The sequence below is a fragment of the uncultured Azohydromonas sp. genome (assembly GCF_937926365.1).
Lineage (GTDB): Bacteria > Pseudomonadota > Gammaproteobacteria > Burkholderiales > Burkholderiaceae_C > Azohydromonas.
The window spans coordinates 1-23,625 of the sequence record NZ_CALAOH010000196.1 but is presented as its reverse complement, the minus strand read 5'-3'; the positions used below and the strand labels follow the sequence as shown (position 1 = coordinate 23,625).

At 70.4% G+C, this 23,625-nt stretch carries 21 protein-coding genes and 1 riboswitch; of the genes, 11 read left to right on the top strand and 10 right to left on the bottom strand.

Annotated elements, in window-relative coordinates; translation table 11 throughout:
* On the bottom strand, positions 1 to 952 hold a 952-nt coding region (locus Q0741_RS20970), incomplete at its 3' end, for a DEAD/DEAH box helicase (RefSeq protein WP_298235136.1).
* 282 nt (positions 953 to 1,234) lie between these two features.
* Between Q0741_RS20970 and ettA the strand changes: the two genes are divergently transcribed.
* Both ettA and Q0741_RS20960 read left to right on the top strand, forming a co-directional pair.
* Positions 1,235 to 2,899, top strand: coding sequence for an energy-dependent translational throttle protein EttA (ettA, locus tag Q0741_RS20965; protein ID WP_298235135.1), 1,665 nt, complete (start codon positions 1,235 to 1,237; stop codon positions 2,897 to 2,899).
* Positions 2,900 to 3,077: 178 nt separating this feature from the next.
* Positions 3,078 to 5,909, top strand: coding sequence for a zinc-dependent metalloprotease (locus tag Q0741_RS20960; RefSeq protein WP_298235134.1), 2,832 nt, complete (start codon positions 3,078 to 3,080; stop codon positions 5,907 to 5,909).
* Between the two features lie 51 nt (positions 5,910 to 5,960).
* Here Q0741_RS20960 and Q0741_RS20955 read toward each other — a convergent pair whose 3' ends face one another.
* The 8 genes from Q0741_RS20955 to Q0741_RS20920 form a co-directional block, all read right to left on the bottom strand.
* Complete coding sequence (locus tag Q0741_RS20955) at positions 5,961 to 6,512, bottom strand: hypothetical protein (RefSeq protein WP_298235133.1); 552 nt, start codon at positions 6,510 to 6,512, stop codon at positions 5,961 to 5,963.
* Positions 6,513 to 6,650: 138 nt separating this feature from the next.
* Complete coding sequence (locus Q0741_RS20950) at positions 6,651 to 8,450, bottom strand: aminopeptidase P family protein (protein ID WP_298235132.1); 1,800 nt, start codon at positions 8,448 to 8,450, stop codon at positions 6,651 to 6,653.
* Positions 8,451 to 8,523: 73 nt separating this feature from the next.
* Complete coding sequence (locus Q0741_RS20945) at positions 8,524 to 9,093, bottom strand: TMEM165/GDT1 family protein (RefSeq protein ID WP_298235131.1); 570 nt, start codon at positions 9,091 to 9,093, stop codon at positions 8,524 to 8,526.
* A 4-nt stretch (positions 9,094 to 9,097) separates the two neighbouring features.
* Positions 9,098 to 9,283: riboswitch (yybP-ykoY riboswitch) on the bottom strand.
* A gap of 31 nt (positions 9,284 to 9,314) precedes the next feature.
* On the bottom strand, positions 9,315 to 9,683 hold the full coding sequence (locus tag Q0741_RS20940; RefSeq protein WP_298235130.1) for a YkgJ family cysteine cluster protein: 369 nt from the start codon (positions 9,681 to 9,683) through the stop codon (positions 9,315 to 9,317).
* A 46-nt stretch (positions 9,684 to 9,729) separates the two neighbouring features.
* A complete protein-coding gene (locus Q0741_RS20935) occupies positions 9,730 to 11,181 on the bottom strand; it encodes a bifunctional serine/threonine-protein kinase/universal stress protein (RefSeq protein WP_298235129.1) in 1,452 nt (483 codons plus the stop codon).
* Entirely contained in the window at positions 11,171 to 11,914 is a 744-nt protein-coding gene (locus Q0741_RS20930) for a metallophosphoesterase (protein ID WP_298235128.1), read from the bottom strand. The genes Q0741_RS20935 and Q0741_RS20930 overlap by 11 nt, the downstream gene beginning before the upstream one ends.
* Before the next feature lie 101 nt (positions 11,915 to 12,015).
* The gene (gene argF, locus Q0741_RS20925) at positions 12,016 to 12,948 is read right to left on the bottom strand and encodes an ornithine carbamoyltransferase (protein ID WP_298235127.1); all 933 of its coding nucleotides are present in this window, start codon (positions 12,946 to 12,948) and stop codon (positions 12,016 to 12,018) included.
* Entirely contained in the window at positions 12,945 to 14,144 is a 1,200-nt protein-coding gene (locus Q0741_RS20920; RefSeq protein WP_298235126.1) for an aspartate aminotransferase family protein, read from the bottom strand. Before Q0741_RS20920 ends, argF begins: the two co-directional genes overlap by 4 nt.
* Positions 14,145 to 14,394: 250 nt before the next feature.
* Between Q0741_RS20920 and Q0741_RS20915 the strand changes: the two genes are divergently transcribed.
* A complete protein-coding gene (locus Q0741_RS20915) occupies positions 14,395 to 14,778 on the top strand; it encodes a DUF3579 domain-containing protein (protein WP_298235125.1) in 384 nt (127 codons plus the stop codon).
* A 164-nt stretch (positions 14,779 to 14,942) separates the two neighbouring features.
* Here the strand turns inward: Q0741_RS20915 and rpsT are convergent, their stop codons facing one another.
* Complete coding sequence (gene rpsT / locus Q0741_RS20910) at positions 14,943 to 15,260, bottom strand: 30S ribosomal protein S20 (RefSeq protein ID WP_169159043.1); 318 nt, start codon at positions 15,258 to 15,260, stop codon at positions 14,943 to 14,945.
* 178 nt (positions 15,261 to 15,438) lie between these two features.
* On the opposite strand from rpsT, the gene murJ reads away from it, so the two are divergent.
* The 8 genes from murJ (at position 15,439) to Q0741_RS20870 (ending at position 23,506) form a co-directional block, all read left to right on the top strand.
* Positions 15,439 to 17,010 (top strand): murein biosynthesis integral membrane protein MurJ, encoded by a 1,572-nt coding sequence (murJ, locus tag Q0741_RS20905; protein ID WP_298235124.1) that lies wholly within the window; start codon positions 15,439 to 15,441, stop codon positions 17,008 to 17,010.
* A gap of 23 nt (positions 17,011 to 17,033) precedes the next feature.
* The gene (locus Q0741_RS20900) at positions 17,034 to 17,912 is read left to right on the top strand and encodes a tetratricopeptide repeat protein (protein WP_298235123.1); all 879 of its coding nucleotides are present in this window, start codon (positions 17,034 to 17,036) and stop codon (positions 17,910 to 17,912) included.
* Positions 17,913 to 18,141: 229 nt separating this feature from the next.
* On the top strand, positions 18,142 to 18,819 hold the full coding sequence (hda, locus tag Q0741_RS20895) for a DnaA regulatory inactivator Hda (protein WP_298235122.1): 678 nt from the start codon (positions 18,142 to 18,144) through the stop codon (positions 18,817 to 18,819).
* Between the two features lie 35 nt (positions 18,820 to 18,854).
* The gene (locus Q0741_RS20890; RefSeq protein ID WP_298235121.1) at positions 18,855 to 19,523 is read left to right on the top strand and encodes an HAD family phosphatase; all 669 of its coding nucleotides are present in this window, start codon (positions 18,855 to 18,857) and stop codon (positions 19,521 to 19,523) included.
* The gene (gene pcnB, locus Q0741_RS20885; protein ID WP_298235120.1) at positions 19,520 to 21,091 is read left to right on the top strand and encodes a polynucleotide adenylyltransferase PcnB; all 1,572 of its coding nucleotides are present in this window, start codon (positions 19,520 to 19,522) and stop codon (positions 21,089 to 21,091) included. The genes Q0741_RS20890 and pcnB overlap by 4 nt, the downstream gene beginning before the upstream one ends.
* On the top strand, positions 21,088 to 21,597 hold the full coding sequence (folK, locus tag Q0741_RS20880; RefSeq protein WP_298235119.1) for a 2-amino-4-hydroxy-6-hydroxymethyldihydropteridine diphosphokinase: 510 nt from the start codon (positions 21,088 to 21,090) through the stop codon (positions 21,595 to 21,597). Before pcnB ends, folK begins: the two co-directional genes overlap by 4 nt.
* A 222-nt stretch (positions 21,598 to 21,819) precedes the next feature.
* Entirely contained in the window at positions 21,820 to 22,467 is a 648-nt protein-coding gene (locus Q0741_RS20875) for a DUF47 domain-containing protein (RefSeq protein WP_298235118.1), read from the top strand.
* Positions 22,468 to 22,495: 28 nt separating this feature from the next.
* Positions 22,496 to 23,506, top strand: a complete 1,011-nt coding sequence (locus Q0741_RS20870) for an inorganic phosphate transporter (protein WP_298235117.1) — start codon at positions 22,496 to 22,498, stop codon at positions 23,504 to 23,506.
* Positions 23,507 to 23,625 lie beyond the last annotated feature (119 nt).

Here is a 23,625-nt window from a genome sequence, read left to right as displayed (position 1 = left end):
GCGGCAGCTGGTCGATGTCGATGCCGCGCGCGGCGATGTCGGTGGCCACCAGCACCTGCAGCGTGCCGGCCTTGAACTCCGACAGCGCCTTGGTGCGCGCGCCCTGGCTCTTGTTGCCGTGGATCGCCATGGCGCTGATGCCGGCCTCGTTGAGGTACTCGGCCAGGCGGTTGGCGCCGTGCTTCATGCGCGTGAACACCAGCACCTGGTGCCAGTCACCCTGGCGGATCAGGTGCGCCAGCAACGCCTTCTTGCCGTCGCGGCCCACGGGGTGGACCTTTTGCGCGATGGTGTCGGCCGTGGCGTTGCGGCGCGCGACCTCGATGAGCTCCGGGCTGTTGAGCAGCCGCTCGGCCAGCGCCTTGATGTCGTCGCTGAAGGTGGCGCTGAACAGCAGGCTCTGCTTCTGCGCCGGCACGATGGCCAGCACCTTCTTGATGTCGTGGATGAAGCCCATGTCGAGCATGCGGTCGGCTTCGTCGAGCACGAAGATCTCGACCTTGCTCAGGTCCAGCGTGCCCTGCTGGTGGTGGTCCAGCAGGCGGCCCGGGGTGGCGACGAGGATGTCCACGCCGCGCTTGAGCTTGTCGATCTGCGGCTGCATGCCCACGCCGCCGAACATCACCATGCTGGTGAGCTTCAGGTACTTGCCGTAGACGCGGACGCTCTCCTCGACCTGCGCCGCCAGCTCGCGCGTGGGCGTCAGGATGAGCGCGCGGATGGGCAGGCGGCCGCGCGCGTCACGGGGCGCCGGCTGGGCGGCGAGCCGATGCAGCATCGGCAAGGTAAAACCGGCGGTCTTGCCGGTGCCGGTCTGGGCGCCGGCCAGCAGGTCCACGCCGCGCAGCACGGCGGGAATGGCCTGGGACTGAATCGGGGTGGGCGTTTCGTAACCCTGCTCGCGCACGGCGCGCAGGATGGGCTCGGCCAGGCCGAGGTCTTGGAAGTTCATGCAATGGGCCCCCGTGGGGGGCTCTGGGCGCGCCAGCTGCCGCTGCGTCAGCAGGGCACCAGTCGGAGGCGGCACGACAAAAGAGATGGTCCGAAACGACTGCGGCGCCATGACTGGAAGCGGCGCCGCGAGGGGGGATTGTAGTCAGGAGGAACCCTAAGCCCGGCGCACGGTCTTTCAAGGGCGTGCTTGGGGACCGGTTTGGCGTGAAAGGCGACAATAACGGGTTCGGCCGTCCTTCCCCGCACGGCCTCTTCTTAGTCATCCAGCGAAGAAAAGCCCATGGCCCAGTACGTGTTCACGATGAACCGCGTCACCAAGACGGTTCCCCCCAAGCGCCAGATCCTCAAGGAGGTCTCGCTGTCGTTCTTCCCGGGCGCCAAGATCGGCGTGCTGGGCCTCAACGGCTCGGGCAAGTCCACGCTGCTCAAGATCATGGCCGGCCTGGACAAGGAGATCGACGGCGAGGCCGTGCCCATGCCCGGCATCAAGATCGGCTACCTGCCCCAGGAGCCGCTGATCGACGCGGCCCTGACCGTGCGCGAGGCGGTGGAGCAGGGCATCGGCGGCGTGCTGGAAGCCAAGAAGCGGCTGGACGAGGTCTATGCCGCTTACGCCGAACCCGATGCCGACTTCGACGCGCTCGCCGCCGAGCAGGCCGAGCTCGAAGCCATCATCGCCGCGGCCGGCAGCGAGAACACCGAGCACCTGCTGGAGATCGCCGCCGACGCGCTGCGCCTGCCGCCCTGGGATGCCACCATCGGCAACCTCTCCGGCGGCGAGAAGCGCCGCGTGGCGCTGTGCCGGCTGCTGCTGTCCAAGCCCGACATGCTGCTGCTCGATGAGCCCACCAACCACTTGGACGCCGAGTCGGTGGAGTGGCTGGAGCAGTTCCTGCAGCGCTTCCCCGGCACCGTGGTGGCCATCACCCACGACCGCTACTTCCTGGACAACGCCGCCGAGTGGATCCTCGAACTCGACCGCGGCCACGGCATCCCCTGGAAGGGCAACTACTCCGACTGGCTGGACCAGAAGGAAAAGCGCCTGGAGCAGGAGCAGAAGACCGAAGACGCGCGCATGAAGGCCATGAGGCAGGAGCTGGAGTGGGTGCGCAAGAACGCCAAGGGCCGCCAGGCCAAGAGCAAGGCGCGCCTGGCCCGCTTCGAGGAACTGAGCGACGTCGAATACCAGAAGCGCAACGAGACCAACGAGATCTTCATCCCCGTGGCGGAGCGCCTGGGCAATGAAGTCATCGAGTTCAAGAACGTCTCGAAGTCCTTCGGCGACCGGCTGCTGATCGACAACCTGAGCTTCAAGGTGCCGGCCGGCGCCATCGTCGGCATCATCGGTCCCAACGGCGCGGGTAAATCGACGCTGTTCCGGCTGATCCAGGGCGTGGAGCAGCCCGACGCGGGCGAGGTGAGCATCGGCAAGACCGCCAAGCTCGCCTTCGTGGACCAGAGCCGCGAAGGCCTGGCTGGCGACAAGACGGTGTGGGAGGACGTCTCCGGCGGCCTGGACAACATCGTGGTGGGCAAGTTCGTGATGCCCTCGCGTGCCTACATCGGCCGCTTCAACTTCAAGGGCAACGACCAGCAGAAGCTGGTCAAGAACCTCTCCGGCGGCGAGCGCGGCCGCCTGCACCTGGCCAAGACGCTGGCCCAGGGCGGCAACGTGCTGATGCTCGACGAACCGTCCAACGACCTCGACGTCGAAACCCTGCGCGCGCTGGAAGACGCGCTGCTGGAGTTCGCTGGCAGCGCCATGGTCATCAGCCACGACCGCTGGTTCCTGGACCGCATCTGCACCCACATCCTGGCCGCCGAGGGCGACAGCCAGTGGTACTTCTACGACGGCAACTACCAGGAGTACGAGGCCGACAAGAAGCGCCGCCTGGGCGAGGAGGGTGCGCGTCCGCACCGCCTGCGCTTCAAGGCCCTGAAGTAAGCCGCCTGCACGGGGCGCGCACGGCGCGGCGGCGCGCCCCGGAAGAATCGTGAACGAATCCGCGCCGCGGGCGTGGCGACCTGCGGAACCTGGGCGCCCCGGGCAAAGTCCCACCGCTGCTACGCCATCGGCCGCGCGCGCTGCGCGGCCGTCGTCCTCTCCCGCCGTGCCGCTCGCGATGTCGTCCCGCCGCTCCCCCTCGCTTCTTTCCCGGGCCCTGGCGCCCGCGCTGCTGCCGCTGCTGCTGGGCGGCTGCGCCTCGGTGCAGATGCCGCAGTTCCTGCAGAGCCTGGTCCCGTTCGCCTCCGGCTCGCCCGCGTCGAGCGAGCTCACGCCCAAGCCGCCCGGCGCGCCGCTGGCGGCCCCGGCCACGCCGCCAGGTGCGCTGCAGCCCTTTGCCAACGTGATCCGCAACGCGCGCCGCACCGAGGGGCTGATCACGCTGTGGCAGAAGGACGACAAGGTCTGGCTGGAGCTGAGCCCGGAGGATTTCAACCGGCCCTTCTTCCTCGCGCCCAAGATCGCCCAGGGCATCGGCGAGGGCGGCGTGCTGGGCGGGCTGATGGTGCAGCGCAACGGCAAGGTCGGGCGCGCGCAGATCGTGGAGTTCCGTCGCGTGCACAACCAGGTGCAGATGGTGGCGAAGAATCCCGAGTACGTCGCGCGCGAGGGCACGCCGCAGGCGCGCGCGGTGGAAGCCGGCTTCGCGCAGAGCCTGCTGGCCAGCTCCGCCGTCGCCAGCCAGCCGCACCCTGAGCGCAAGAGCGTGCTGGTGGAGGCCAATCCGCTGTTCCTGGTGGACCTGCTGGGGCTGTCGCAGTCGCTGCAGCGCGCCTACCGCCAGGGCTACGCGCTGGACACGCGCCACACCGGTTTCACCAGCGTGCGCGCCACGCCGGAGCAGGTGGTGTTCAACGTGCAGGCGCATTTCGCCACCGCGACCATTGCCGTGGCCACGCCCGGCGCGCCGGCCGGTGCGCCGCAGCCCAGCGCGCCGAGCACGCTGCCCGATGCGCGCAGCATGTTCCTGGGCCTGTATTACTCGCTGGCCAAGCTGCCCGAAACGCCGATGAAGCCGCGCAAGGCCGATCCGCGCGTGGGCCACTTCACGACCGTGGTGCAGGACTTCAGCGACGACCTGACGCGCACGCCGCGCCAGCGCTTCGTCAACCGCTGGCGCCTGGAGAAGCAGGACCCGGCGGCGGCGCTGTCCGAGCCGGTGAAGCCCATCACCTTCTGGCTCGACCGCACCATTCCCGAGAAGTACCGCGACGCCATCACGCGCGGCATCCTGGCCTGGAACGCCGCCTTCGAGCCGCTGGGCTTCAAGGACGCGATCCGCGTGCAGGTGCAGCCCGAAGGGGCGGACTTCGACACCTTCGACGTGGGCGTGCCCTCGGTGCGCTGGATGACCAACGCCGAGGCCAGCTTCGGCGCCATCGGGCCCAGCCAGGTCGATCCGCGCACGGGCGAGATCCTGGACGCGGACATCAGCTTCGAGAGCCTGTCCTCGCGCGCCATCCGCACGCTGCGCTCGCAGGTGCTCAGCTCGAAGCTCACCATGGAGTGGCCGGCGCTGATGCAGTCCGGCCCCGGCCCGGACGCGCAGATGTCCCCGGCCCAGCGCGAGGCGGGCGGCGTGCACACGGCGATTTCCCAGGCGCACGGCGACGCCTGCCAGCACGCCGAGGTGGCGGCCGAGCAGCTGGGCTATGCGCTGGACGTGCTGGAGGCGCGCGGTGAGCTCGACCCGGCCAGCCCCGAGGCGCAGCAGTTCGTGCTGGACTACCTCACCGACACCGCCATGCACGAGGTCGGCCACACGCTGGGGCTGCGCCACAACTTCCGCGCCTCGCGGCTGTACACCGACGCGCAACTCTCCGACCCCGAGTTCACGCGCACGCACAGCCTCACCGGCTCGGTGATGGAGTACGCACCCATCAACCTGCCGCGCAACGGCCAGCAGGGCGGCACGCCGTTCCAGACGCGGCTCGGTCCCTACGACTACTGGGCCATCGAGTACGCCTACAAGACCTTCCCGCCGGGCACGAGCGCGAAGGAGGAAGAGGCCCAGCTCGCGCGCATTGCCGCGCGCAGCAGCGAGCCGGGGCTGAGCTTCGGCACCGACGAGGACAACTACCTGGGCGTCGATCCCGAGACGCTGATGTTCGACCTCAGCAGCGACGTGCTGGAGTTCGCGGGCAAGCGCATGGAGATCGCGCGTGAGCTGCTGCAGCGGCTGGAGACGCGCCCGCTCAAGCCCGACGAGGACTACGCCGTGCTGCGCCGCGCCGTGCAGTACGCGGTGCGCGACGCCGGGCGCGCGGCGGGCCTGGTGGCGCGGCAGATCGGCGGCGTGCGCACGCTGCGCGACTTCCCCGGCAGCGGGCGCGACCCGCTGCAGCCCGTGCCCGCGGCCACGCAGCGCGCGGCGCTGGAGCTGTTGGTGGCCCAGGTGCTCTCGCCGGAGGGGCTGCGTGTGTCGCCGACGCTGCAGCGGCGCCTGGCGCCGGATTTCCAGGAGCGCGGCGAGGCGCTGAGCGCCGGCGCGGGGCCGGTGTCCACCGACTTCTCCATCGCGCCCATGGTCATCGGCATGCAGCGCGCGCTGCTGGCGCAGCTCATGAGCGACGACGTGGCGCAGCGGCTGCTGGACAGCGAAGGCAAGTTCGCGCGCACGCAGGACGCCTTCCACCTCTCGGAGCTGTACGGCCGGCTCACGCGCGAGGTCTGGCGCGAGCTGTCGGGGCGCGGCGACATCCCTGCGACGCGGCGCGAGCTGCAGCGCGAGCACGTGAACCGGCTGGCCCAGCAGCTGCTGCGTCCGCAGTCGCTGTCGCGCGCCGATGCGCGCGCGCTGGTGCGCGCCGAGGCGCTGGCGCTGCTGCCGCGCCTGCAGGCCGCGGCCAAGCGCGGGGACCTCGGTCCCGAGGCGCGCGCGCATCTGCTCGACAGCGCGGACACGCTGCAGGCGGCGCTGTCGGCACGGCTGCAGCGGGCGGGGGCGTGAGCGCCGCCGGGCGGGTGGCCTGGACGGGCCGTGCCGACTCCGGCCTTGCCGTCAGAACTGCATCCGGTAATAGACCATCGGCTTGCCGCCGCGCAGCCGCATGGAAACCTTGGAAGTGCTGCTGAGCTGCATGCCCAGGACGCCGCCTTCACCGAGGCTGGCCGAGCGGCGCGGCGTGATGAACTGCAGCTCGATGCGGGTGCTGATCTCCGCCGGCGAGCCATCGGGCGACAGGGACGGCGTGGCGCCGTTGTCGAAATGGCGCCAGGCGCTGAGGTCCAGGCGCTGGCGGTCGGTGATGCGGGTGCGCCAGTGCAGCCCCAGCCCCGGGCGCAACGGGCTGTTGCCGTCGCGGCTGGCGCCCAGCCCCATGCCCCAGGCGTTGTCACCAACCTCCTTCCAGCGCACCAGCTCAACCCGGGACTGCTCGGCCATGTCGTCCGGGCTGCGCAGCGTGGAAGTACTGAGCGCATAGCTCACGGACGACCCGGGAGGCCGGTATTCCTGGGCCGCCGCGGTGGCGGCCGTGAGCAGTGTGACCAGCGCGGCCAGCACCGGCCGACACGCGCTATGGCAATGCGGTTCAAGCGAAGGGATGTCCATGACGGCGTGCCCCCGAAGCCCACCCCAGTGTGGGCCCTCTTCAGGGTGATGGACATCGGCAGAGCCCGTACCCGGCGCGCCGCGATGGCAGGGTGCTTCCCCCGTTTGGGGGATATTCTTCCTTCCTGGGGGAGCGGCTCAGAGCGGCGCGGTGCGCGCCAACAGCCAAGCCAGCGCGTCGTCCTGCAGGCGCGGCGCCAAGCGCTCCCGCACGGTGGCGTGGTAGGCGTTGAGCCAGGCCACCTCGTCGGGACGCAGCAACGAGGCGTCGATGCAGCGCGTGTCGATGGGGCACAGCGTCAGCGTCTCGAACTCCAGCATCTCGCCGAAGGCGCCGGCCTCGGGCGTCTCGGCCGCCACGTTGAGCACCAGGTTCTCGATGCGCACACCCCAGCGCCCGCTGCGGTACACGCCGGGCTCGATGGAGGTGATCATCCCCGGCTCCATCGCCATGGTCGGGTCCGGCTGCGCCTTGCTGATGCTCTGCGGGCCCTCGTGCACGTTGAGGAAGTAGCCCACGCCGTGGCCGGTGCCGTGGCCGAACTCGATGCCTTCCGCCCACAGCGGTGCGCGCGCGATGGCGTCCAGCATCGGGCTGAGCGTGCCGCGCGGAAAGCGTGTGCGCGACAGCGCCATCGTGCCCTTGAGCACCAGCGTGTAGTCGCGCTTCATGGCCGCCGAGGGCGTGCCGATGGCCCACACCCGCGTGATGTCGGTGGTACCGCCCAGGTACTGGCCGCCCGAGTCGATGAGCAGCAGGCCGTCGCCCTCGATCGCGGCGTGCGAGGCCTCGGTGGCGCGGTAGTGCGGCATGGCGCCGTTGGCGTTGAAGCCGGCGATCACCGGGAAGCTCAGGCCGACGAAGTTCGCGCGCTTGGCGCGCTCGCCGCTGAGCCACTCGTCCACCGTCAGCTCCGTGAGCCGCTCGCCGCGCGCCAGCGCCTGCTCGAAGCGGGCGTAGAAGGCGCACATGGCCGCGCCGTCCTCGATCATGGACTCGCGCACATGGGCGGCTTCCTGCGGCGTCTTGCGGCTCTTGAGCAGCGTGCTGGGGTTGATGGCCTCCGCCACGCGGCAGCGCAACTGCTCGCGGAAGGCCAGCGTCACGCGCTTGGGGTCCAGCAGCAGCACGGCGTCGGCCGGGAGCGCGGCCAGCGCCGCGGCGGCCCCGGCGTAGGGCGACAGGTACACGCCGTCGGCCTCCAGCCGCGCGCGCAGGGCGCCATCGACCTTGCCTTCGCCCACGAACAGCGTGGCGCGGCGCTCGTCGAGCAGCAGGTGGGCGAGGAAGACGGGGTTGTAGTCCACGTCCGCGCCGCGCAGGTTGAGCAGCCAGGCCACGTCGTCGAGGCTGGAGATGAAGTGGAACGCCGCGCCGCGCTGCGCCATGGCCTCGCGCACGGCCGCGAGTTTTTCACTGCGGGCCACCGCGGCGTGGGGCGCGGCGTGCTCGTACACCGGTGCCGCGGGCAGGGCGGGGCGCGGGTCCCACACGGCGTCGAGCAGGTCCCGGTCGGTGCGCAGCTCGATGCCGGCGGGGTCCAGCGCCTGGCGCAGCGCCTGCGCCGTGGCCAGGCCCAGCACGCTGCCGTCCACGGCGAGCAGCGCGCCTGGGGGCAGCGCCTGCGCGATCCAGTCCGCCAGGTGCGAGACGGCGCCGTTGGGCACCTTCACCAGCTCGATGCCGCTGCCGGCGAGCTCGCGCTCGGCCTGGTCCCAGTAGCGGCTGTCGGCGAAGAGCGCGGCGGACTGGCGCGCCACCACCAGCGTGCCCATCGAGCCGGTGAAGCCGGAGAGCCATTGCCGGCCCTGCCAGCGCTCGGGCAAATACTCGGAGAGATGCGGGTCGCTGGAGGGCACGAGCAGCGCATCCAGCGACTGCCGCTGCAGCACCTGGCGCAGGCGCTGTAGGCGGGGGGCGACGGTAGCTTGATCCATGGGTGTCCTTGAGAGCAGTGCCATCGATTGTGAACACGGCACGCGTGCCCTGCCGGGGCAGGGCCGGGCCGGGTCAGAGCATCGCGTCCAGCCGCAGCAGCACCGCCAGGCCCAGCAGCGCAAAGATGGTCGCGGCGACGCGGTGGATGGCCGCGATGGGCAGCTTGCGCGTGGCGCGCTCGCCCAGCAGCACGGCCGGCACGTTGGCGATCATCATGCCCAGTGTGGTGCCGACCACGACCCAGGCGAAGGCGTCGAACTGCGCCGCCAGCGCCACCGTGGCGATCTGCGTCTTGTCGCCCATCTCGGCCAGAAAGAAGGCCACCAGCGTGGTGCCGAAGACGCCGAAGTGCCCGCGCGGGTTCTCGTCCTCGTCGAGCTTGTCGGGAATGAGCATCCAGCCGGCCATGGCCAGGAAGCCCAGGCCCAGGATCCAGCGCATCACGTCCGGGCCCAGCCACGCGGTGAGCCAAGCGCCCAGGGCGCCCGCGCCGGCGTGGTTGAAGATCGTGGCCACGAAGATGCCCAGGATGATGGGCAGGGGGCGCTTGAAGCGCGCGGCCAGCAGCAGCGACAACAGCTGCGTCTTGTCGCCCATCTCGGCCAGGGAAACGATGCCGGTGGAAATGAGGAAAGCTTCCAAAACAGGTTCTCCGGCCGGCAAGCACATACCGTTGACCGCGCACCTCCCCGGCCATGTCCGGAAGTGCGGCGGTCAAAGGTCTCGCCAAGCTGAAACGAACCACCGGCGCCATGCCCACTCAAGGCAGGCAAGTCTGTTGACGCAGGTCCCTCTCGCTTTCGGAGGGCGGCTACTCCCCAATGACGGGCGGGATTGTAGCCGCGTGCCTCGGCGTCCCGGCTTTAGGCCGTCCCAAGCGGCGGCAACCCGTGGCGCAGCCGCGCGCGGGAGCAGGCGTCGTCGGGCAGGCCCAGCGGGGCAAGCATGCCGAACTCGCGGCAGGGCGAGGGGCGCCACTCGTGGATGCCGCAACGAACCTTCTCGCCGACCTTGCCGTACAGCGCCGCGCAGCGCGGCTGCGCATGGTCGGTGCCGCGCATGCGGCAGGTGCCGTCGTTGACCTCCACCGTCAGCCCGTCGGGTACATGGCCGCCGTCGCTGAGCAGCTCGTCGCGCGCGAAATCGACGCGAAAGCTCGCGCAGCAGGCGCCGCACGCGGTGCAGGCATTGGCGTTGGGGTCGGGCGTGGGCGTGGGCGTGGAACTGCTCATGGCGCGCATGGTGCCGCAGCCGCGGGCCGGGCTCGCGTGCAGCGCGTCACGACTGCGGCGAGGGCGCCCGCACCACGGTGACGGTGCACTCGCTCTGCGCCACCACCTGGGACGAGATGCTGCCCAGGTAGCGGCGCAGCGCGGAGTTGGCGCGCGCGCCCATGACGATGTGGTCCACCTGCGTGCGCTGCGCGAAGTCGATGATGGCCGCGGCCGGGTCCGGCGCCTCCAGCACGTGGAAGGTCAGCCGGCCGTGCCCCAGGTCCAGCGCCTGCGAGATCGGGCGCGCCCAGTGCTTGAGGCCCACGAGCTGGCGCACGTGGTGGCTGCGGCCCTGCTCATCGACCAGCTCGTCCATGCCGATGCGCGCGGTGCGCATCACGCTCACGCAGGCCAGCCGCGCGCCGGGCTCGGTGGAGAGGATGCGCCGCACCGTCTCGCGCAGCTGCTCCAGCAGCGCCTCGGAGGCGTTGTCCACGTCCACCGCGGCCATCACGATGGGGTTGCGCGTGACCTGCTCGCCCGCGCTCACGCCGGCGCGCGGCTCGCTGCCCACCGAGGCCAGCCAGCGCCGCAGCGTGCGCCAGCGCCCGGCCGGGGTGGCCTTGTGCGCGCGCTCGGTGAGCTCGATCTGGTCGGGCTCCTGCAGCGCCAGCGCCAGCTGCGCCGCGCTGGGCCAGCGCTGCTCCGGCTCCACTTCCAGGCAGCGCAGGATCACCTCCTGCAGCCACGGCAGCAGCTCCGCGCGCAGCGCGCGCGGCGGCACCGGCTCGGTGTAGAGCCGCCGGCGCAGGCCCGCGACGCTGGTGGGCTGGCCGAAAGGGCGCTCGCCGGTGGCGAGGAGGTAGAGCATCACGCCCAGCGCGAAGAGGTCGCTGCGCGGGTCGTTGCGCACGAACTGCACCTGCTCGGGCGACATGTAGGGCCCGGTGCCGATAGGCAGCGTGAACTCCTCGTCGAGCAGGTCGGGCAGGTGGTCGTGGCGCGAGAGCCCGTAGTCCACCAGTACCGCGCTGCCATCGGCGCGGAAGAGGATGTTGCTGGGCTTGACGTCCAGGTGCACCACGTGCTGGCGGTGCAGGTCGTGCAGCGCGGTGGCCACGCGGATGCCGATGTCCACCACCTCGGCCAGCGGCAGCGGCGCCTCGTCCAGTCGCGGGCGCAACGAGTGGCCGGGGATCAGCTCCATGACGATGTAGGGCTGGCGCGCGAAGTCGCCCTTGGCGATGAAGCGCGGCACGTGCACGCCCGCGAGCATGGGCATGATCATCATCTCGACCTCGAAGCCGACGATGGTGGCCGGGTCCTCGCCGCCCTTGATGCGCGGCACCTTCATGATCAGCGGCAGCTGGTGCGCGGGGTGTGTCACCCGCCACAGGTGGGCCATGCCGCCCTGGTGCAGGTGCTCCTGCAGCGTGAAGCCGTCGATGACGCGGCCCGGACGCAGCGGCGCGTGCGCGTCGTCGTCGGTGAGGGAAGGGCCTTCCTCAGCGCCCATCGTGCAGCCGCTGCGCGAACTCCGGCGGCAGCCCGGCGGCGAGGATGCGCGCGGCCGCCGTCTCGTGGTCGTAGGGCACGCGGTGGAAGCACAGCGTCATGGCGTCTTCGTCGAAGAGCGCGTAGGCCGCCGCGGGGTTGCCGTCGCGCGGCTGGCCACAGGCGCCGGGGATGGCCAGCCACTGCCGGTGCGGCGGCACCGGGATGGGCACGCCTGGCACGGGCGTGAAGTCGCCTGCCTTGCCGGTGCCCGAGAGGTGGTAGAGCATGGGCTGGTGCATGTGGCCACAGAAGACGTGGCGCGCGTCGGTGGCCTGCAGGCTGCGTACGGCCTCGGCGCGGCTTTGCACGTACTCCCACTCGGCGGGCTCGTGCGCGTTGGCGTGCACGAACAGCGTGGTGCCGCGGCGCTGTGCGAGCGGCAGTGCGGCCAGGAAGGCGAGCTGCGCGTCGTCGAGTTGCGTGCGCGTCCACTCCACCGCCAGGCGCGCCGTAGGGCGCATGGTGGGCTGCGCGCCGCGCACGGTGGCCGCGTCGTGGTTGCCGGTGATGGCCACGGCACCCTGGTCCACCAGCGCGCGCACCTGGTCCACCACCCAACCCGGGTCGGCCCCGTAGCCCACGAAGTCGCCCAGGAAGGCGAACTGCTCGGCGCCGTGGGCGCGGGCATGGGCCAGCACTTCCTCCAGCGCCTGGCGGTTGGCGTGCAGGTCGGTGATCAGGGCAAGTTTCATCGGCTCGAACCAGGAACAGGGCTGCGCATGCTGCACGCCCAGGCTTACCCGACGCTGCCAGGAGACGCGGCGCGCGCTGGTTGCGCCGCGCCGGCAGGGCGTCAGCCGATGCGGCCCAGCAGCAGGTACTCCATCAGGGCCTTCTGCACGTGCATGCGGTTCTCGGCCTCGTCCCAGACCACCGATTGCGGTCCGTCGATGACCTCGGCCGCAACCTCCTCGCCGCGGTGCGCGGGCAGGCAGTGCATGAAGAGGGCATCGGGCTGGGCCACGGCCATCATGTCGGCGTCCACGCACCAGTCAGCGAAGGCCTGCTTGCGCTTCTCGTTCTCGGCCTCGAAGCCCATGCTGGTCCACACGTCGGTGGTCACCAGGTCGGCGTTGCGGCAGGCCTCACGCGGATCGGCAAAGACCTTGTAGCAGCCGCTGTCCTTGACGCCCGCGACGGCGGGGTCGATCTCGTAGCCGCTGGGCGTGCTCACGTGCACCGTGAAGCCCAGGACTTCGGCGGCCTGCAGCCAGGTGTTGGCCATGTTGTTGCCGTCGCCCACCCAGGCCACCGTCTTGCCGGCGATCGAGCCGCGGTGCTCGATGAAGGTGAAGATGTCGGCCAGGATCTGGCAGGGGTGGTACTCGTTGGTCAGCCCGTTGATGACGGGTACGCGCGAGTGCGCGGCGAAGGCTTCGAGCTTGGACTGGGCGAAGGTGCGGATCATCACCAAGTCCACCATGCGGCTGATGACGCGCGCGCTGTCCTCGATGGGCTCGGCGCGGCCGAGCTGGCTGTCGCCGGTGGTCAGGTGCACCACCGAGCCGCCCATCTGGTACATACCGGCCTCGAAGCTCACGCGGGTGCGGGTACTGGCCTTCTCGAAGATCATGGCCAGCGTGCGGTCCGCGAGCGGCTGGTACTTCTCGTAGTTCTTGAACCGCTTCTTGATGATGGCGGTGCGCTCCAGGAGGTACGTGTACTCCTCGGCGCGCAAGTCCTTGAACTGCAGATAGTGCTTCATCAGGCTCATTCCGGGCTTCATGGCGCGGTGGTTTCGGCAACGAACTGGCGGACCAGCGGGCACAGGATGGAAACGATCTCGTCGGCCTCGGCGGCCGTGAGGATCAGCGGCGGCACCAGGCGGATGACGCGGTCGGCGGTGACGCTCAGCAGCAGCCCGGCCTGCGCGGCCCGGCCCAGCAGATCGCCGCAGGGGCGGTCGAGCTCGATGCCCAGCATCAGACCCTGGCCGCGGATTTCCACCACGGCGGACAGGCCGGCGAGCTCGCGCTCCAGGCCGGCGCGCAGGCGGGCGCCGACCTCGGCGGCGTTCTGCAGCAGGCCGTCCTCTTCCATGATGTGCAGCGTCTCCAGGCCGGCGCGCATGGCCAGCGGGTTGCCGCCGAAGGTGGTGCCGTGGTTGCCGGGCTGGAACACGCCCGCGGCGCGCGGGCCGCACACCACGGCGCCGACGGGCACGCCCGAGCCCAGGCCCTTGGCCAGCGGCATCACGTCGGGCTGGATGCCGGCCCACTGGTGCGCGAACCACTTGCCGGTGCGGCCGATGCCGCACTGCACCTCGTCGAGCATCAGCAGCCAGTCGCGCTCGTCGCACAGCTTGCGCAGGCCCTGCAGGTACTCCCAGCGTGCCGGGTTGATGCCGCCTTCGCCCTGGATGGTCTCCAGGAACACGGCCACGACGTTGGGCCGGGACCGCGCCACGTCCTCGACGGCGGCCAGGTCGTTGAGCGGGATGCGAATGAAACCTTCGACCAGCGGGCCGAAGCCGACCTGGACCTTGGGGTTGCCGGTGGCCGACAGCGTGGCGATGGAGCGGCCGTGGAAGGCCTTCTCGTAGACGATGATCTCGGGGTTCTCAATGCCACGGTCATGGCCGTACTTGCGCGCGATCTTGATCGCCGCCTCGTTGGCTTCGAGCCCGGAGTTGCAGAAGAAGGCGTTGGTCAGGCCCGCGATCTCGGCCAGGCGGGCGCCGAGTTGCTCCTGCAGCGGCACGCGGTAGTAGTTGGAGCAGTGGATGAGCTTGGCGACCTGGTCCTGCAGCGCCGGCACCAGCTTGGGATGGGCGTGGCCCAGCGTGTTGACGGCGATGCCGCCCAGGCCGTCGAGGTACTGCTTGCCGTCGGTGTCCCACACCCTGCAGCCCTGGCCGTGAGACATCGCGATGGGCAGGCGGCCGTAGGTGTTCATCAAGGGCGTCGGGAGAGGGGCATTCATCGGTGGCAGGCTCCGCAAAAAAACGGTGGCCGGGCATGTCAGTGCACGACATGGGCCGGCCAATCGGGGGATTCTAAGACGCGGCGCGAGGGGCCTTCTTCAGTGCAAAGCGCACGCAACCGGCGCGGGCAGGACCGTGAGCTGCTAGGGACGTCAGCTCGGGGAAACCCGCAAGCAGGCACAATATCGCCCCCGCTTTGCGCGGCCGCGAGGCCGGCGCCCCACGCCCACCGAACTCTCTCCCGTTCGCATGACCAAACCCCGAGAAGTCTTCATCCAGGGGATCACCCTACAAGGTCGCACCTTCAGGCCCAGCGACTGGGCCGAGCGTCTTGCGGGTGCCATGTCCTCGTTCCGCCCCGGTGGGGCCCGCTCCGGCCCGGGGGCGCACATTGGCTACTCGCCGCTGTGCGTGCCGCGCGTCATCAACGGCGTCAAGTGCGTGATCGTGAGCGAGGCGCTCAAGGACGTGGACGTGCGCGCGTGGGATTTCGTCATGAATTTCGCGCGCGACAACGAGCTGCAGGTGGCCGAGGCCTGCCTGCTGCCGGAAAAGCCGCCGGCTGCCGCGCCGCAAGGGGGCGCCAAGGAAGCCCAGGCCCCGGCAAAGGACCGGGCGGCCGAGGTCAAGTGAGCCCAGTGACGATGGTGGAGCGCGCAACTCCGGCGCGCTGAACCCACATGCCGCATGGCGGCCCGGGGCGCCCGGGCTGCGGCGGGCGCCTTTGGCAAGGCGCCGCGACCATGAAAAAAGGCCCGCGACGCGGGCCTTTTTTCTATCCCCCTGGGAACCGTCTGTCAGGCAGCAGCAGCGGTGGAAGCCAGCGACAGAGCCTTGACCTTGGCGGCCAGGCGGCTCTTCTGACGGGCGGCCTTGTTCTTGTGGAAGATGCCCTTGTCGGCGACGGAGTCGATGACGCTCTGGGCGGCCTTGAAGACATCGGCGGCCTTGGCGGCATCACCGGCGGCAACGGCCTTCTGCACGTTCTTGACGGCGGTGCGGAACTTCGAACGCAACGCGGTGTTGGCGGCGTTCAGCTTCACGTCCTGGCGCGCGCGCTTGCGGCCCGACGCGATGCGGACGGTCTTCTTCTTGGCTTTGGAAGAGGTGGCCATGCTGGTGTAGTGGGTCCAGGGTGGAAAGCCAACGAGTATAGCATTTCAGGATTGACGCCCGAAAGTGCTGCCAAGCGCTGCGGGTGGTCTTCCTATAATCGCCGGCTTTGCCGCTTCCGCCGTGACCACCTGACGCGCTGGTTCTTTCCGCAGCAAGCGCGCCTGCTCGGCCTGCCTCATGAACCTGCTCAAGGCCGCGTCCACCGTCTCCCTGCTCACGCTCGCCTCGCGCATCACCGGGCTGGTGCGCGATCTGCTCCAGGCCTCGGTCTTCGGCGCCAACGCGCTGACCGACGCCTTCAATGTCGCCTTCCGCATTCCCAACCTGCTGCGCCGCCTGGTGGGCGAGGGCGCGTTCTCGCAGGCCTTCGTGCCGTTGCTGGCGGCCTCGCACGAGCGTGACGGCGACGAGGCGACGCGGCGGCTGATCGACGCCGTGGCCACCGTGCTGCTGTGGACGCTGGTGCTGATCTGCATCGTCGGGGTGGTGGGCGCGCCACTGCTGGTGTGGCTGATGGGCGAGGGCCTGCGCGAAACCGGTGGCTACGACGAGGCGGTGGTGATGACGCGCTGGATGTTCCCTTACATCCTGTGCATGTCGCTGGTGGCGCTGGCCGCGGGCATCCTCAACACGTGGCGCCGCTTCGTCGTGCCCGCGGCCACGCCGGTGCTGCTGAACCTGGCCTGGATCGTTGCGCTGATGCTGGGCGTGCCGCTGTTCAGGCGCTGGGACATCGAGCCCATCTACGCGCTGGCCGCGGGTGTGATGGTTGGCGGCGTGCTGCAGCTGGCGGTGCAGGTGCCGGCGCTGCGGCGCATCGGGGTCTGGCCGCGTTTCGGACTGACGTGGCGGCGGCTGCGCGAGGCCTGGGCGCACGAGGGCGTGCACCATGTGCTGCGCAAGATGGCGCCGGCGCTGCTGGGCGTGTCGGTGGCGCAGATCTCGCAGCTCATCAATACCCAGATCGCCAGCCAGCTCGGCGCCGGCGCGGTTTCGCTGCTGACCTATGCCGACCGGCTGATGGAGTTCCCTACCGCGCTGCTGGGCGTGGCACTGGGGGTGGTGCTCACGCCGCAGCTCTCGGCCGCGCATGCGCGCAAGGACGAGATGGCCTACTCCGGCCTGCTGGAGTGGGGCCTGCGCCAACTGCTGCTGGTGGCGCTGCCTTGCGCGATGGCGCTGCTGGTCTTCGCCGAGCCGCTCGTGGCCACGCTCTACCAGCGCGGCGCCTTCGCCGCCGACCCGGCCAACGTGCGTGGCGCGGCGCTGGCGGTGGTGGGCTACGGCGTGGGGCTCATGGGCATCGTGTCGATCCGCATCCTGGCGCCGGGCTACTACGCGCGCCAGGACACGCGCACGCCGGTGCGCGTGGCGGTGGGCGTGCTGATCCTCACGCAGCTGTTCAACCTCGTGTTCGTGTTCGGCGCAGGGCTGGGCATCGCCGGGCTGGCGCTCTCCACCAGCCTCGGCGCGCTGGTCAACGCCGGCACGCTGCTGTTCCTGCTGTGGCGCCGCGGCAGCTGGCGCCCCGGGCCGGGCTGGATCCGCTACCTCATGCAGCTGGTGGCTGCCAGCGCGGCGATGGGCGCGGGGCTGTCCTGGCTCAACGACCACCTGGACTGGGCGCACATGCCCGAGCTGGTGCGCATTGGCTGGATGGCGGCCTCGCTCACCGGGGCGGCGCTGGTGTACTTCGGCACGCTGTTGCTGGCCGGCCTGAAGCCGAAGCAGTTGCTGCGCCGGGCCTGAACGCCAGGGCTACACTGGTCCGCATGAGCGGTGGCCTGCATTCCCGGCATTTCCAGCCTCCGACGGCGCTGGAGTACTTCGCGGCGCTGGTGGCCGAGGACACGAGCATTTCCACCTTCGAGGCGGCGGTGAGCGTCGCGCAGGACGACTATCCGCAGCTCGACACCCAGGGCGTGCTGCACGAGGTGGACGCGCTGGGCGAGCGGCTGCGCCGGCGGCTGCCGGCCGACGCCGCGCCGATGTTCAAGCTGCGCAGCCTCAACCGCTACTTCTTCCAGGAGCTGGGCCTCGCGGGCAACGTCAACGACTACTACGACCCCGCCAACAGCTACCTGCACCAGGTGCTGGTCACGCGCCGCGGCATTCCCATCACGCTGGCGCTGCTCTACATCGAGCTGGCCAGCCACATCGGACTGCACGCGCGCGGCGTCTCCTTTCCCGGGCATTTCCTGGTCAAGCTGCACATGCCGCAGGGCGAGGTGGTGCTGGACCCGTTCAACGGGCGGTCGCTGTCGCGCGAACAGCTTGACGAGCGGCTGCAGCCCTACCGGCGCCAGCAGGGGCTGGTGGGCGACTTCGAAGCGCCGCTGGAGCTGTTCCTGCAGGCCTCGCCGCCGCGCGAGATCCTGGCGCGGCTGCTGCGCAACCTCAAGGAGATCCACCGCAGCGCCGGCGACTGGGTGCGGCTGCTGGCGGTGGAGCAGCGCCTGGTGATCCTGCTGCCGCAGGACTGGGAGGAGCGGCGCGATCGCGGCCTGTGCCAGGCCGAGCTGGGCCAGTACGCCGCCGCGGCGCAGGACCTGGCGCAGTACCTGCGCCAGCGCCCGCAGGCAGCTGATGCGCCGGCGCTCACCGAGCGGCTGGAGGAGCTGCGCCGCCACGGCCAGCCGCGGCTGCACTGAGCGCCGCGCGGCGCGTCGCGGGCCGCGCGTGCCATTCCCGCTCCTGCAGGGCGTCCGGCAGGGCCGCCTACAATCGCGCCGCAGTCCGCCAGCGGCCGGCCGTGCCAGTGCACTCACTGGCGATGCCGCGCCTGCCGCCGACCGCGCCGGCTCTCATGGCCGGTGGAACCGGTTTTCCGCCGGTCGCACCGGCGAGCGGCCGGGGTACGCCGGCCGGACCCCAACCCGGATGAAACAGATTCCCTTGCCGATCGCCTTCGAGCGGGTGCCGAGCTTCGATGGCTTCGTGCCCGGCGCCAACGCGGCCGCCGTGCAGCACCTGCGCCGGCTCGGCCGGGCCTCGGGCGCGCTCGCGCCGCTGTATCTCTGGGGGCCGGAGGGCAGTGGCAAGACGCATCTGCTGCAGGCGCTGGTGCACGAGCGCCAGCTCGCCGGCGAGCGCGTGGGCTGGTTCAACGCCGCCGATCCGGTGCCCTGGGAGGTGGACGAGGGCTGGTCACTGATCGTCATGGACGACTGCGACCGGCTCGACGAGCTGCACCAGCAGGCGGCGTTCGCCGCCTTCATCGATGCCGCGACCTTCCAGGTGCAGGTGGCCGCGGCGGGCCGGGTGCCGCCGGTGGACCTGCCCGTGCGGGAGGACCTGCGCACGCGGCTGGGCTGGGGCGACGTGTTCGCGCTGCAGCCGCTGACCGAGCGCGAGGCCCGCGCCACGCTGCAGCACGAGGCACAGCGCCGCGGCATCGAGCTCTCCGACGACGTGATGGACTACCTGCTCAACCACTTCGACCGCGACCTCAAGCACCTCATGGGGCTGCTCGACCGCCTCGACGGCTTCGCGCTGGCCCAGCGCCGCGCAGTGACGGTGCCGCTGCTGCGCCGCATGCTGGCCGAAGAAGGCGCCTGAGGGTGCGGCACCGTACAAAGAACAAGCATTGACCCATGGAACTGGCTCTTTTTGACCTTGACGGCACGCTGCTGCCCGGCGACTCGGACCACGCCTTCGGCGAATTCATGGTCCGGCTCGGCTGGGTGGACGGCGACGCCTGGCGCGCGCGCAACGACGGCTTCTTCGCCGACTACCAGGCCGGGCGCCTGGACCTGCCCGCGTACATCGACTTCGCCACCTCCGCCTGGCGCGCCCGCCCCGAGGCCGAGGCGCTGGCCGCGCGCGAGCGCTTCATGCAGGAGGTGATCCGGCCGCAGATGCAGCCGCAGGCGCTGGCGCTGGTGCGCAAGCACCTGGACGCCGGGCACCTGTGCGCCGTCGTCACCGCAACCAACGAGTTCGTCACCGCGCCCATTGCGGCGGCCTTCGGCGTGCCGCACCTGATCGCGCTGCGCCTGGCGCGCGACGCGCAGGGCCGCGTCACCGGCGCGATCGACGGCGTGCCTTCGTACCGCGAGGGCAAGATCGAGCGCGTGCGCCAGTGGCTCGCGGCGCTGGGGCACCAGCAGGCCGACTTCAGCCGCGTGCATTTCTACAGCGATTCCACCAACGACCTGCCGCTGCTGGAGCAGGTCGATTCGCCGGTGGCCACCAACCCGGGTTCCGCGCTGGAGGCGATTGCCCGCGAGCGCGGCTGGCCCATCCTCAAGCTCTTCGCATGATCAAGACCCTCATCGGCCGGCTGCTGGGCGGCGGCAAGTCCGCGCCCAAGCTGCGCATTCCGCTGGGCGAGCGCGTGGAGGTGGCCGAGGCCGAGCACGGCATCGACGCCTCGCTGCTCGACGACCGCGCCGTCAAGGTGGTGCGCACGCTGCAGGAAGCGGGCTTCGAGGCCTACATCGTCGGCGGCGCGGTGCGCGACCTGTTGGTGGGCCTGCGGCCCAAGGACTTCGACGTGGCCACCAACGCCACGCCCGAGGAGGTCAAGGCGCTGTTCCGCCGCGCCTTCATCATCGGGCGGCGCTTCCGCATCGTGCACGTCATCTTCGGGCGCGGCCGCGACCACGAGGTGGTGGAGGTATCCACCTTCCGCGCCTACCTCGACGCCAGCGCCGCGGAGCAGGTGGAGGGCAACGAGAAGACCTCCAAGACCGAGCTCGTGGGCAAGAGCCACGTGGTGGATGCCAGCGGGCGCGTGCTGCGCGACAACGTCTGGGGGCCGCAGATCGAGGATGCGGCGCGGCGCGACTTCACCATCAACGCCCTGTACTACGACCCCACCACGCGCATCGTGGTGGACTACCACGGCGGCGTGCGCGACGTGAAGAAGCGGCTGCTGCGCATCATCGGCAACGCCGAGCTGCGCTACCGCGAGGACCCGGTGCGCATGATCCGCGTGGTGCGCTTCGCCGCGAAGCTGGGCTTCGAGATCGAGGCCCGCACGCGCGAGCCCATCGCGCGCATGCTCGACCTGCTGGAGAACGTGCCCGTCTCGCGCATGTTCGACGAAATGATCAAGCTGCTGCAGACCGGCCACGCGCTGCGCAGCCTGGACGAACTGCGCAAGCAGGGCATGCACCGCGTCTTCCCGCTGCTGCAGATGGTGTTCGATGCCGACGAGGGGCGCGAGCGCTTCATCCGCCTGGCGCTGGAGGACACCGACCGCCGCGTGGCCGAAGGCCGCGCCGTGGCGCCGAGCTTCATGCTGGCGTGCATGCTGTGGCATGACGTGCAGTCGCGCTGGGCGCAGATGCGCGAGGCTGGCGAGCCGCCGGTGCCGGCGCTGCAGCAGGCCATCGACGCGGTGTTCGACGCGCGCATCGGCGACATCTCCGGCCGTGGCAAGCTCGCCGCGGACATGCGCGAGATCTGGCTGATGCAGCCGCGCTTCGACCGCCGCACGGGCAACGCGCCCTTCGCGCTGGTGGAGCAGCCGCGCTTCCGTGCCGGCTACGACTTCCTGCGCTTGCGCGCCGACGTCGGCCAGGCCGACGCCGACCTGGCCGAGTGGTGGGAGGACTTCGCCCTGGGCACGGCCGAGGAGCGCGAGGCGCTGGTGCAGGCGGTGCGCGAGGCCGCGCACCCGCAGCGGCGCAAGCGTGGTGGCGGCGGTGGTGCCGCGCGCGGGGCGGCGCGCCAGGCGTCGGATACGGCCGATGCCGCACCGGCGGCCGAGTCCGAATCCGAGTCCGGCGACGCGCCCGCGCGCAAGCGCCGCCGCCGTCGCCGCAAGCCCTCGGGCGCTGGCGGCAGCGATGCGGTGGTGCCGGAGCCACCGTCTTCGCTGTGAGCGCGCCCGCCGTGCCCGTGCGCGCCTGGGTCGGCCTGGGCGCCAACCTGGGTGATGCGCGTGCCACGTTGCGCGCGGCGCTGCGGAGCCTGGAGGCGGTGCCCCACAGCCGGCTCGCCGGCGTGTCCTCGCTGTGGCGCAGTGCGCCGGTGGATGCACGGGGGCCGGACTTCCTCAACGCCGTGGCGGCGCTCGACACCACGCTGGCGCCCTTGGAACTGCTGCGGCGGTTGCAGGCTATCGAGCTTGAGCACGGACGCGAGCGCCCCTACCGCAACGCCCCGCGCACGCTGGACCTGGACCTGCTGCTCTACGGCGGCCTGTGCCAGGACGACCCGGTGTTGACCCTGCCGCATCCGCGCGCGCACGAGCGTGCCTTCGTGCTGGCGCCGCTGAGCGAACTAGCGCCGGCGCTGTGCTGGCCCGGGCGCCAGGAGACGCCGCCGCAGCTGCTGCAGATGGTGCGCGACCAGCCCATCGTGCGCCTGAACGGCGACTGGCGCTGAGGCCGGCCCGCCGCCTGCCCGAGGCGGTTTGAGCTCTGGGGCAGGCCTCGCGGGTGTCTCGCGAATGTCACAGAGCCGCCACTTTCGAAGCTGCCGGCAGCCCGGACGGTAGCCGACCCCCCCGTAGAATCCCGGGTTTGCCAACTCTGAACCCCTGCCGTGGTGGCGTTTTCCAGCGCTTGCCACCGGCACGTCGGCCGCACGGCCGGACGAGAGGACGACATGCTGTTTTCCAAGCTGCTGCCCAAAGAGGGCAATTTCTTCGAGCTGTTCAATCAGCACGGCGCGAAGATTGCCGAGGGCTCGCGTGCTTTCATGCAGATGATCGAGCACTACGCCGACCCTGCCATGCGCCAGCGCCATGCCGACGCGGTGGACACCGCCGAGCACGACGCCGACAAGGTCACCGCCGAGGTCAACCGGCTGCTGCACAAGACCTTCATCACCCCCATCGATCGCGAGCAGATCCTGTCGCTGATCAACGCCATGGACGACGTGCTGGACCTGCTGCAGGACACGGCCGAAACCATGGCGCTGTACGACGTGCATGCCGTCACGGAGGAGCTGCGCTCGCTGGCCGAGCTCAGCGTCAAGTGCTGCGAGCGCGTGCAGCACGCGGTGTCGCTGCTGCCCAAGCTCAACGTGCCGGCGGTGGCCGAGGCCGCCATCAAGACCTGCGAGGAGATCGACAAGCTCGAATCCGACGCCGACCGCGTGATGCGCAGCGCCATGTCCAGGCTCTTCCGCCAGGAGCCCGACGTGCGCGAGCTCATCAAGCTCAAGGCCATCTACGAGCAGCTCGAGTCCATCTCCGACCGCTGCGAGGACGTGGCCAACCTGATCGAGGGCATCGTCCTCGAGAACTCCTGAAGCCGCGCGGCGCGTCGCTTTTTCATTCATGGATCCTATCCAGACCGGCTTCTGGGTCGTGGCGCTGCTCGTGGTGCTGGCCCTCGCTTTCGACTTCATGAACGGCTTCCACGACGCGGCGAACTCCATCGCCACGGTCGTGTCCACAGGCGTGCTCAAGCCGCAGCAGGCGGTGCTGTTCGCCGCCTTTTTCAACGTGGTGGCGATCATGGTGTTCCAGCTCAAGGTGGCTGCCACCGTGGGCAAGGGCATCGTCGATCCCTCGGTGGTGGACCTGCACGTCATCTTTGGCGCGCTCATGGGTGCCATCGTCTGGAACGTCATCACCTGGCTTTACGGCATCCCGTCGAGCTCCTCGCACGCGCTCATCGGCGGCATCGTGGGCGCCACGCTGGCCAAGGCCGGCGCCGAGCCGCTGGTGTGGAGCGGCGTGCTCAAGACGGTGCTGTTCATCGTCGTGTCGCCCGTGCTGGGCTTCGTGCTGGGTTCGCTGCTGATGGTGGCGGTGTCCTGGATCTGCAGGCGCAGCTCGCCATTGCGCGTGGACAACTGGTTCCGCCGGCTGCAGCTGGCGTCGGCGGGCCTGTACTCGCTGGGCCACGGCGGCAACGATGCGCAGAAGACCATCGGCATCATCTGGCTGCTGCTGATCAGCTCGGGCTACGCCAACGCCGGCGACAGCATGCCGCCGTACTGGGTGATCTGGAGCTGCTACCTCGCCATCGGCCTGGGCACCATGTTCGGTGGCTGGCGCATCGTGCAGACCATGGGCCAGCGCCTGACCAAGCTCAAGCCCGTGGGCGGCTTCTGCGCCGAGACGGGTGGGGCGATGACGCTGTTCTTCGCTACCGCGCTGGGCGTGCCGGTGTCCACCACCCACACCATCACCGGCGCCATCGTCGGCGTGGGCTCCACGCAGCGCGCCTCGGCCGTGCGCTGGGGCGTGGCGGGCAACATCGTGTGGGCCTGGATCCTGACCATCCCGGCCGCAGCGCTGGTGGCGGCGCTGTCGTACTGGTTCAGCGAACTGCTGTTCTGAAGCCGCGGCAGGTGCCGTATCCCAGGCAAGGGCCCGCCAGTCGGCGGGCCTTTTTCATGCTTAGCCCTACAGTTGTAGTTGCTGGAAGAGCGTGCGCCGGCGGTGGCATGCATTGGCGT

What these genes read in the sequence shown, in the direction of transcription:
- rpsT (WP_169159043.1), bottom strand. Translation starts at nt 15,260, where the DNA reads ATGGCCACCTCTTCCAAAGCCAAGAAGAAGACCGTCCGCATCGCGTCG.
- Q0741_RS20950 (WP_298235132.1), bottom strand. Translation starts at nt 8,450, where the DNA reads ATGGATCAAGCTACCGTCGCCCCCCGCCTACAGCGCCTGCGCCAGGTG.
- hda (WP_298235122.1), top strand. Translation starts at nt 18,142, where the DNA reads ATGAAACAGATTCCCTTGCCGATCGCCTTCGAGCGGGTGCCGAGCTTC.
- Q0741_RS20960 (WP_298235134.1), top strand. Translation starts at nt 3,078, where the DNA reads ATGTCGTCCCGCCGCTCCCCCTCGCTTCTTTCCCGGGCCCTGGCGCCC.
- Q0741_RS20875 (WP_298235118.1), top strand. Translation starts at nt 21,820, where the DNA reads ATGCTGTTTTCCAAGCTGCTGCCCAAAGAGGGCAATTTCTTCGAGCTG.
- Q0741_RS20920 (WP_298235126.1), bottom strand. Translation starts at nt 14,144, where the DNA reads ATGAATGCCCCTCTCCCGACGCCCTTGATGAACACCTACGGCCGCCTG.
- Q0741_RS20890 (WP_298235121.1), top strand. Translation starts at nt 18,855, where the DNA reads ATGGAACTGGCTCTTTTTGACCTTGACGGCACGCTGCTGCCCGGCGAC.
- Q0741_RS20915 (WP_298235125.1), top strand. Translation starts at nt 14,395, where the DNA reads ATGACCAAACCCCGAGAAGTCTTCATCCAGGGGATCACCCTACAAGGT.
- Q0741_RS20870 (WP_298235117.1), top strand. Translation starts at nt 22,496, where the DNA reads ATGGATCCTATCCAGACCGGCTTCTGGGTCGTGGCGCTGCTCGTGGTG.
- Q0741_RS20955 (WP_298235133.1), bottom strand. Translation starts at nt 6,512, where the DNA reads ATGGACATCCCTTCGCTTGAACCGCATTGCCATAGCGCGTGTCGGCCG.
- ettA (WP_298235135.1), top strand. Translation starts at nt 1,235, where the DNA reads ATGGCCCAGTACGTGTTCACGATGAACCGCGTCACCAAGACGGTTCCC.
- Q0741_RS20940 (WP_298235130.1), bottom strand. Translation starts at nt 9,683, where the DNA reads ATGAGCAGTTCCACGCCCACGCCCACGCCCGACCCCAACGCCAATGCC.
- Q0741_RS20900 (WP_298235123.1), top strand. Translation starts at nt 17,034, where the DNA reads ATGAGCGGTGGCCTGCATTCCCGGCATTTCCAGCCTCCGACGGCGCTG.
- pcnB (WP_298235120.1), top strand. Translation starts at nt 19,520, where the DNA reads ATGATCAAGACCCTCATCGGCCGGCTGCTGGGCGGCGGCAAGTCCGCG.
- murJ (WP_298235124.1), top strand. Translation starts at nt 15,439, where the DNA reads ATGAACCTGCTCAAGGCCGCGTCCACCGTCTCCCTGCTCACGCTCGCC.
- Q0741_RS20935 (WP_298235129.1), bottom strand. Translation starts at nt 11,181, where the DNA reads ATGGGCGCTGAGGAAGGCCCTTCCCTCACCGACGACGACGCGCACGCG.
- argF (WP_298235127.1), bottom strand. Translation starts at nt 12,948, where the DNA reads ATGAAGCCCGGAATGAGCCTGATGAAGCACTATCTGCAGTTCAAGGAC.
- Q0741_RS20930 (WP_298235128.1), bottom strand. Translation starts at nt 11,914, where the DNA reads ATGAAACTTGCCCTGATCACCGACCTGCACGCCAACCGCCAGGCGCTG.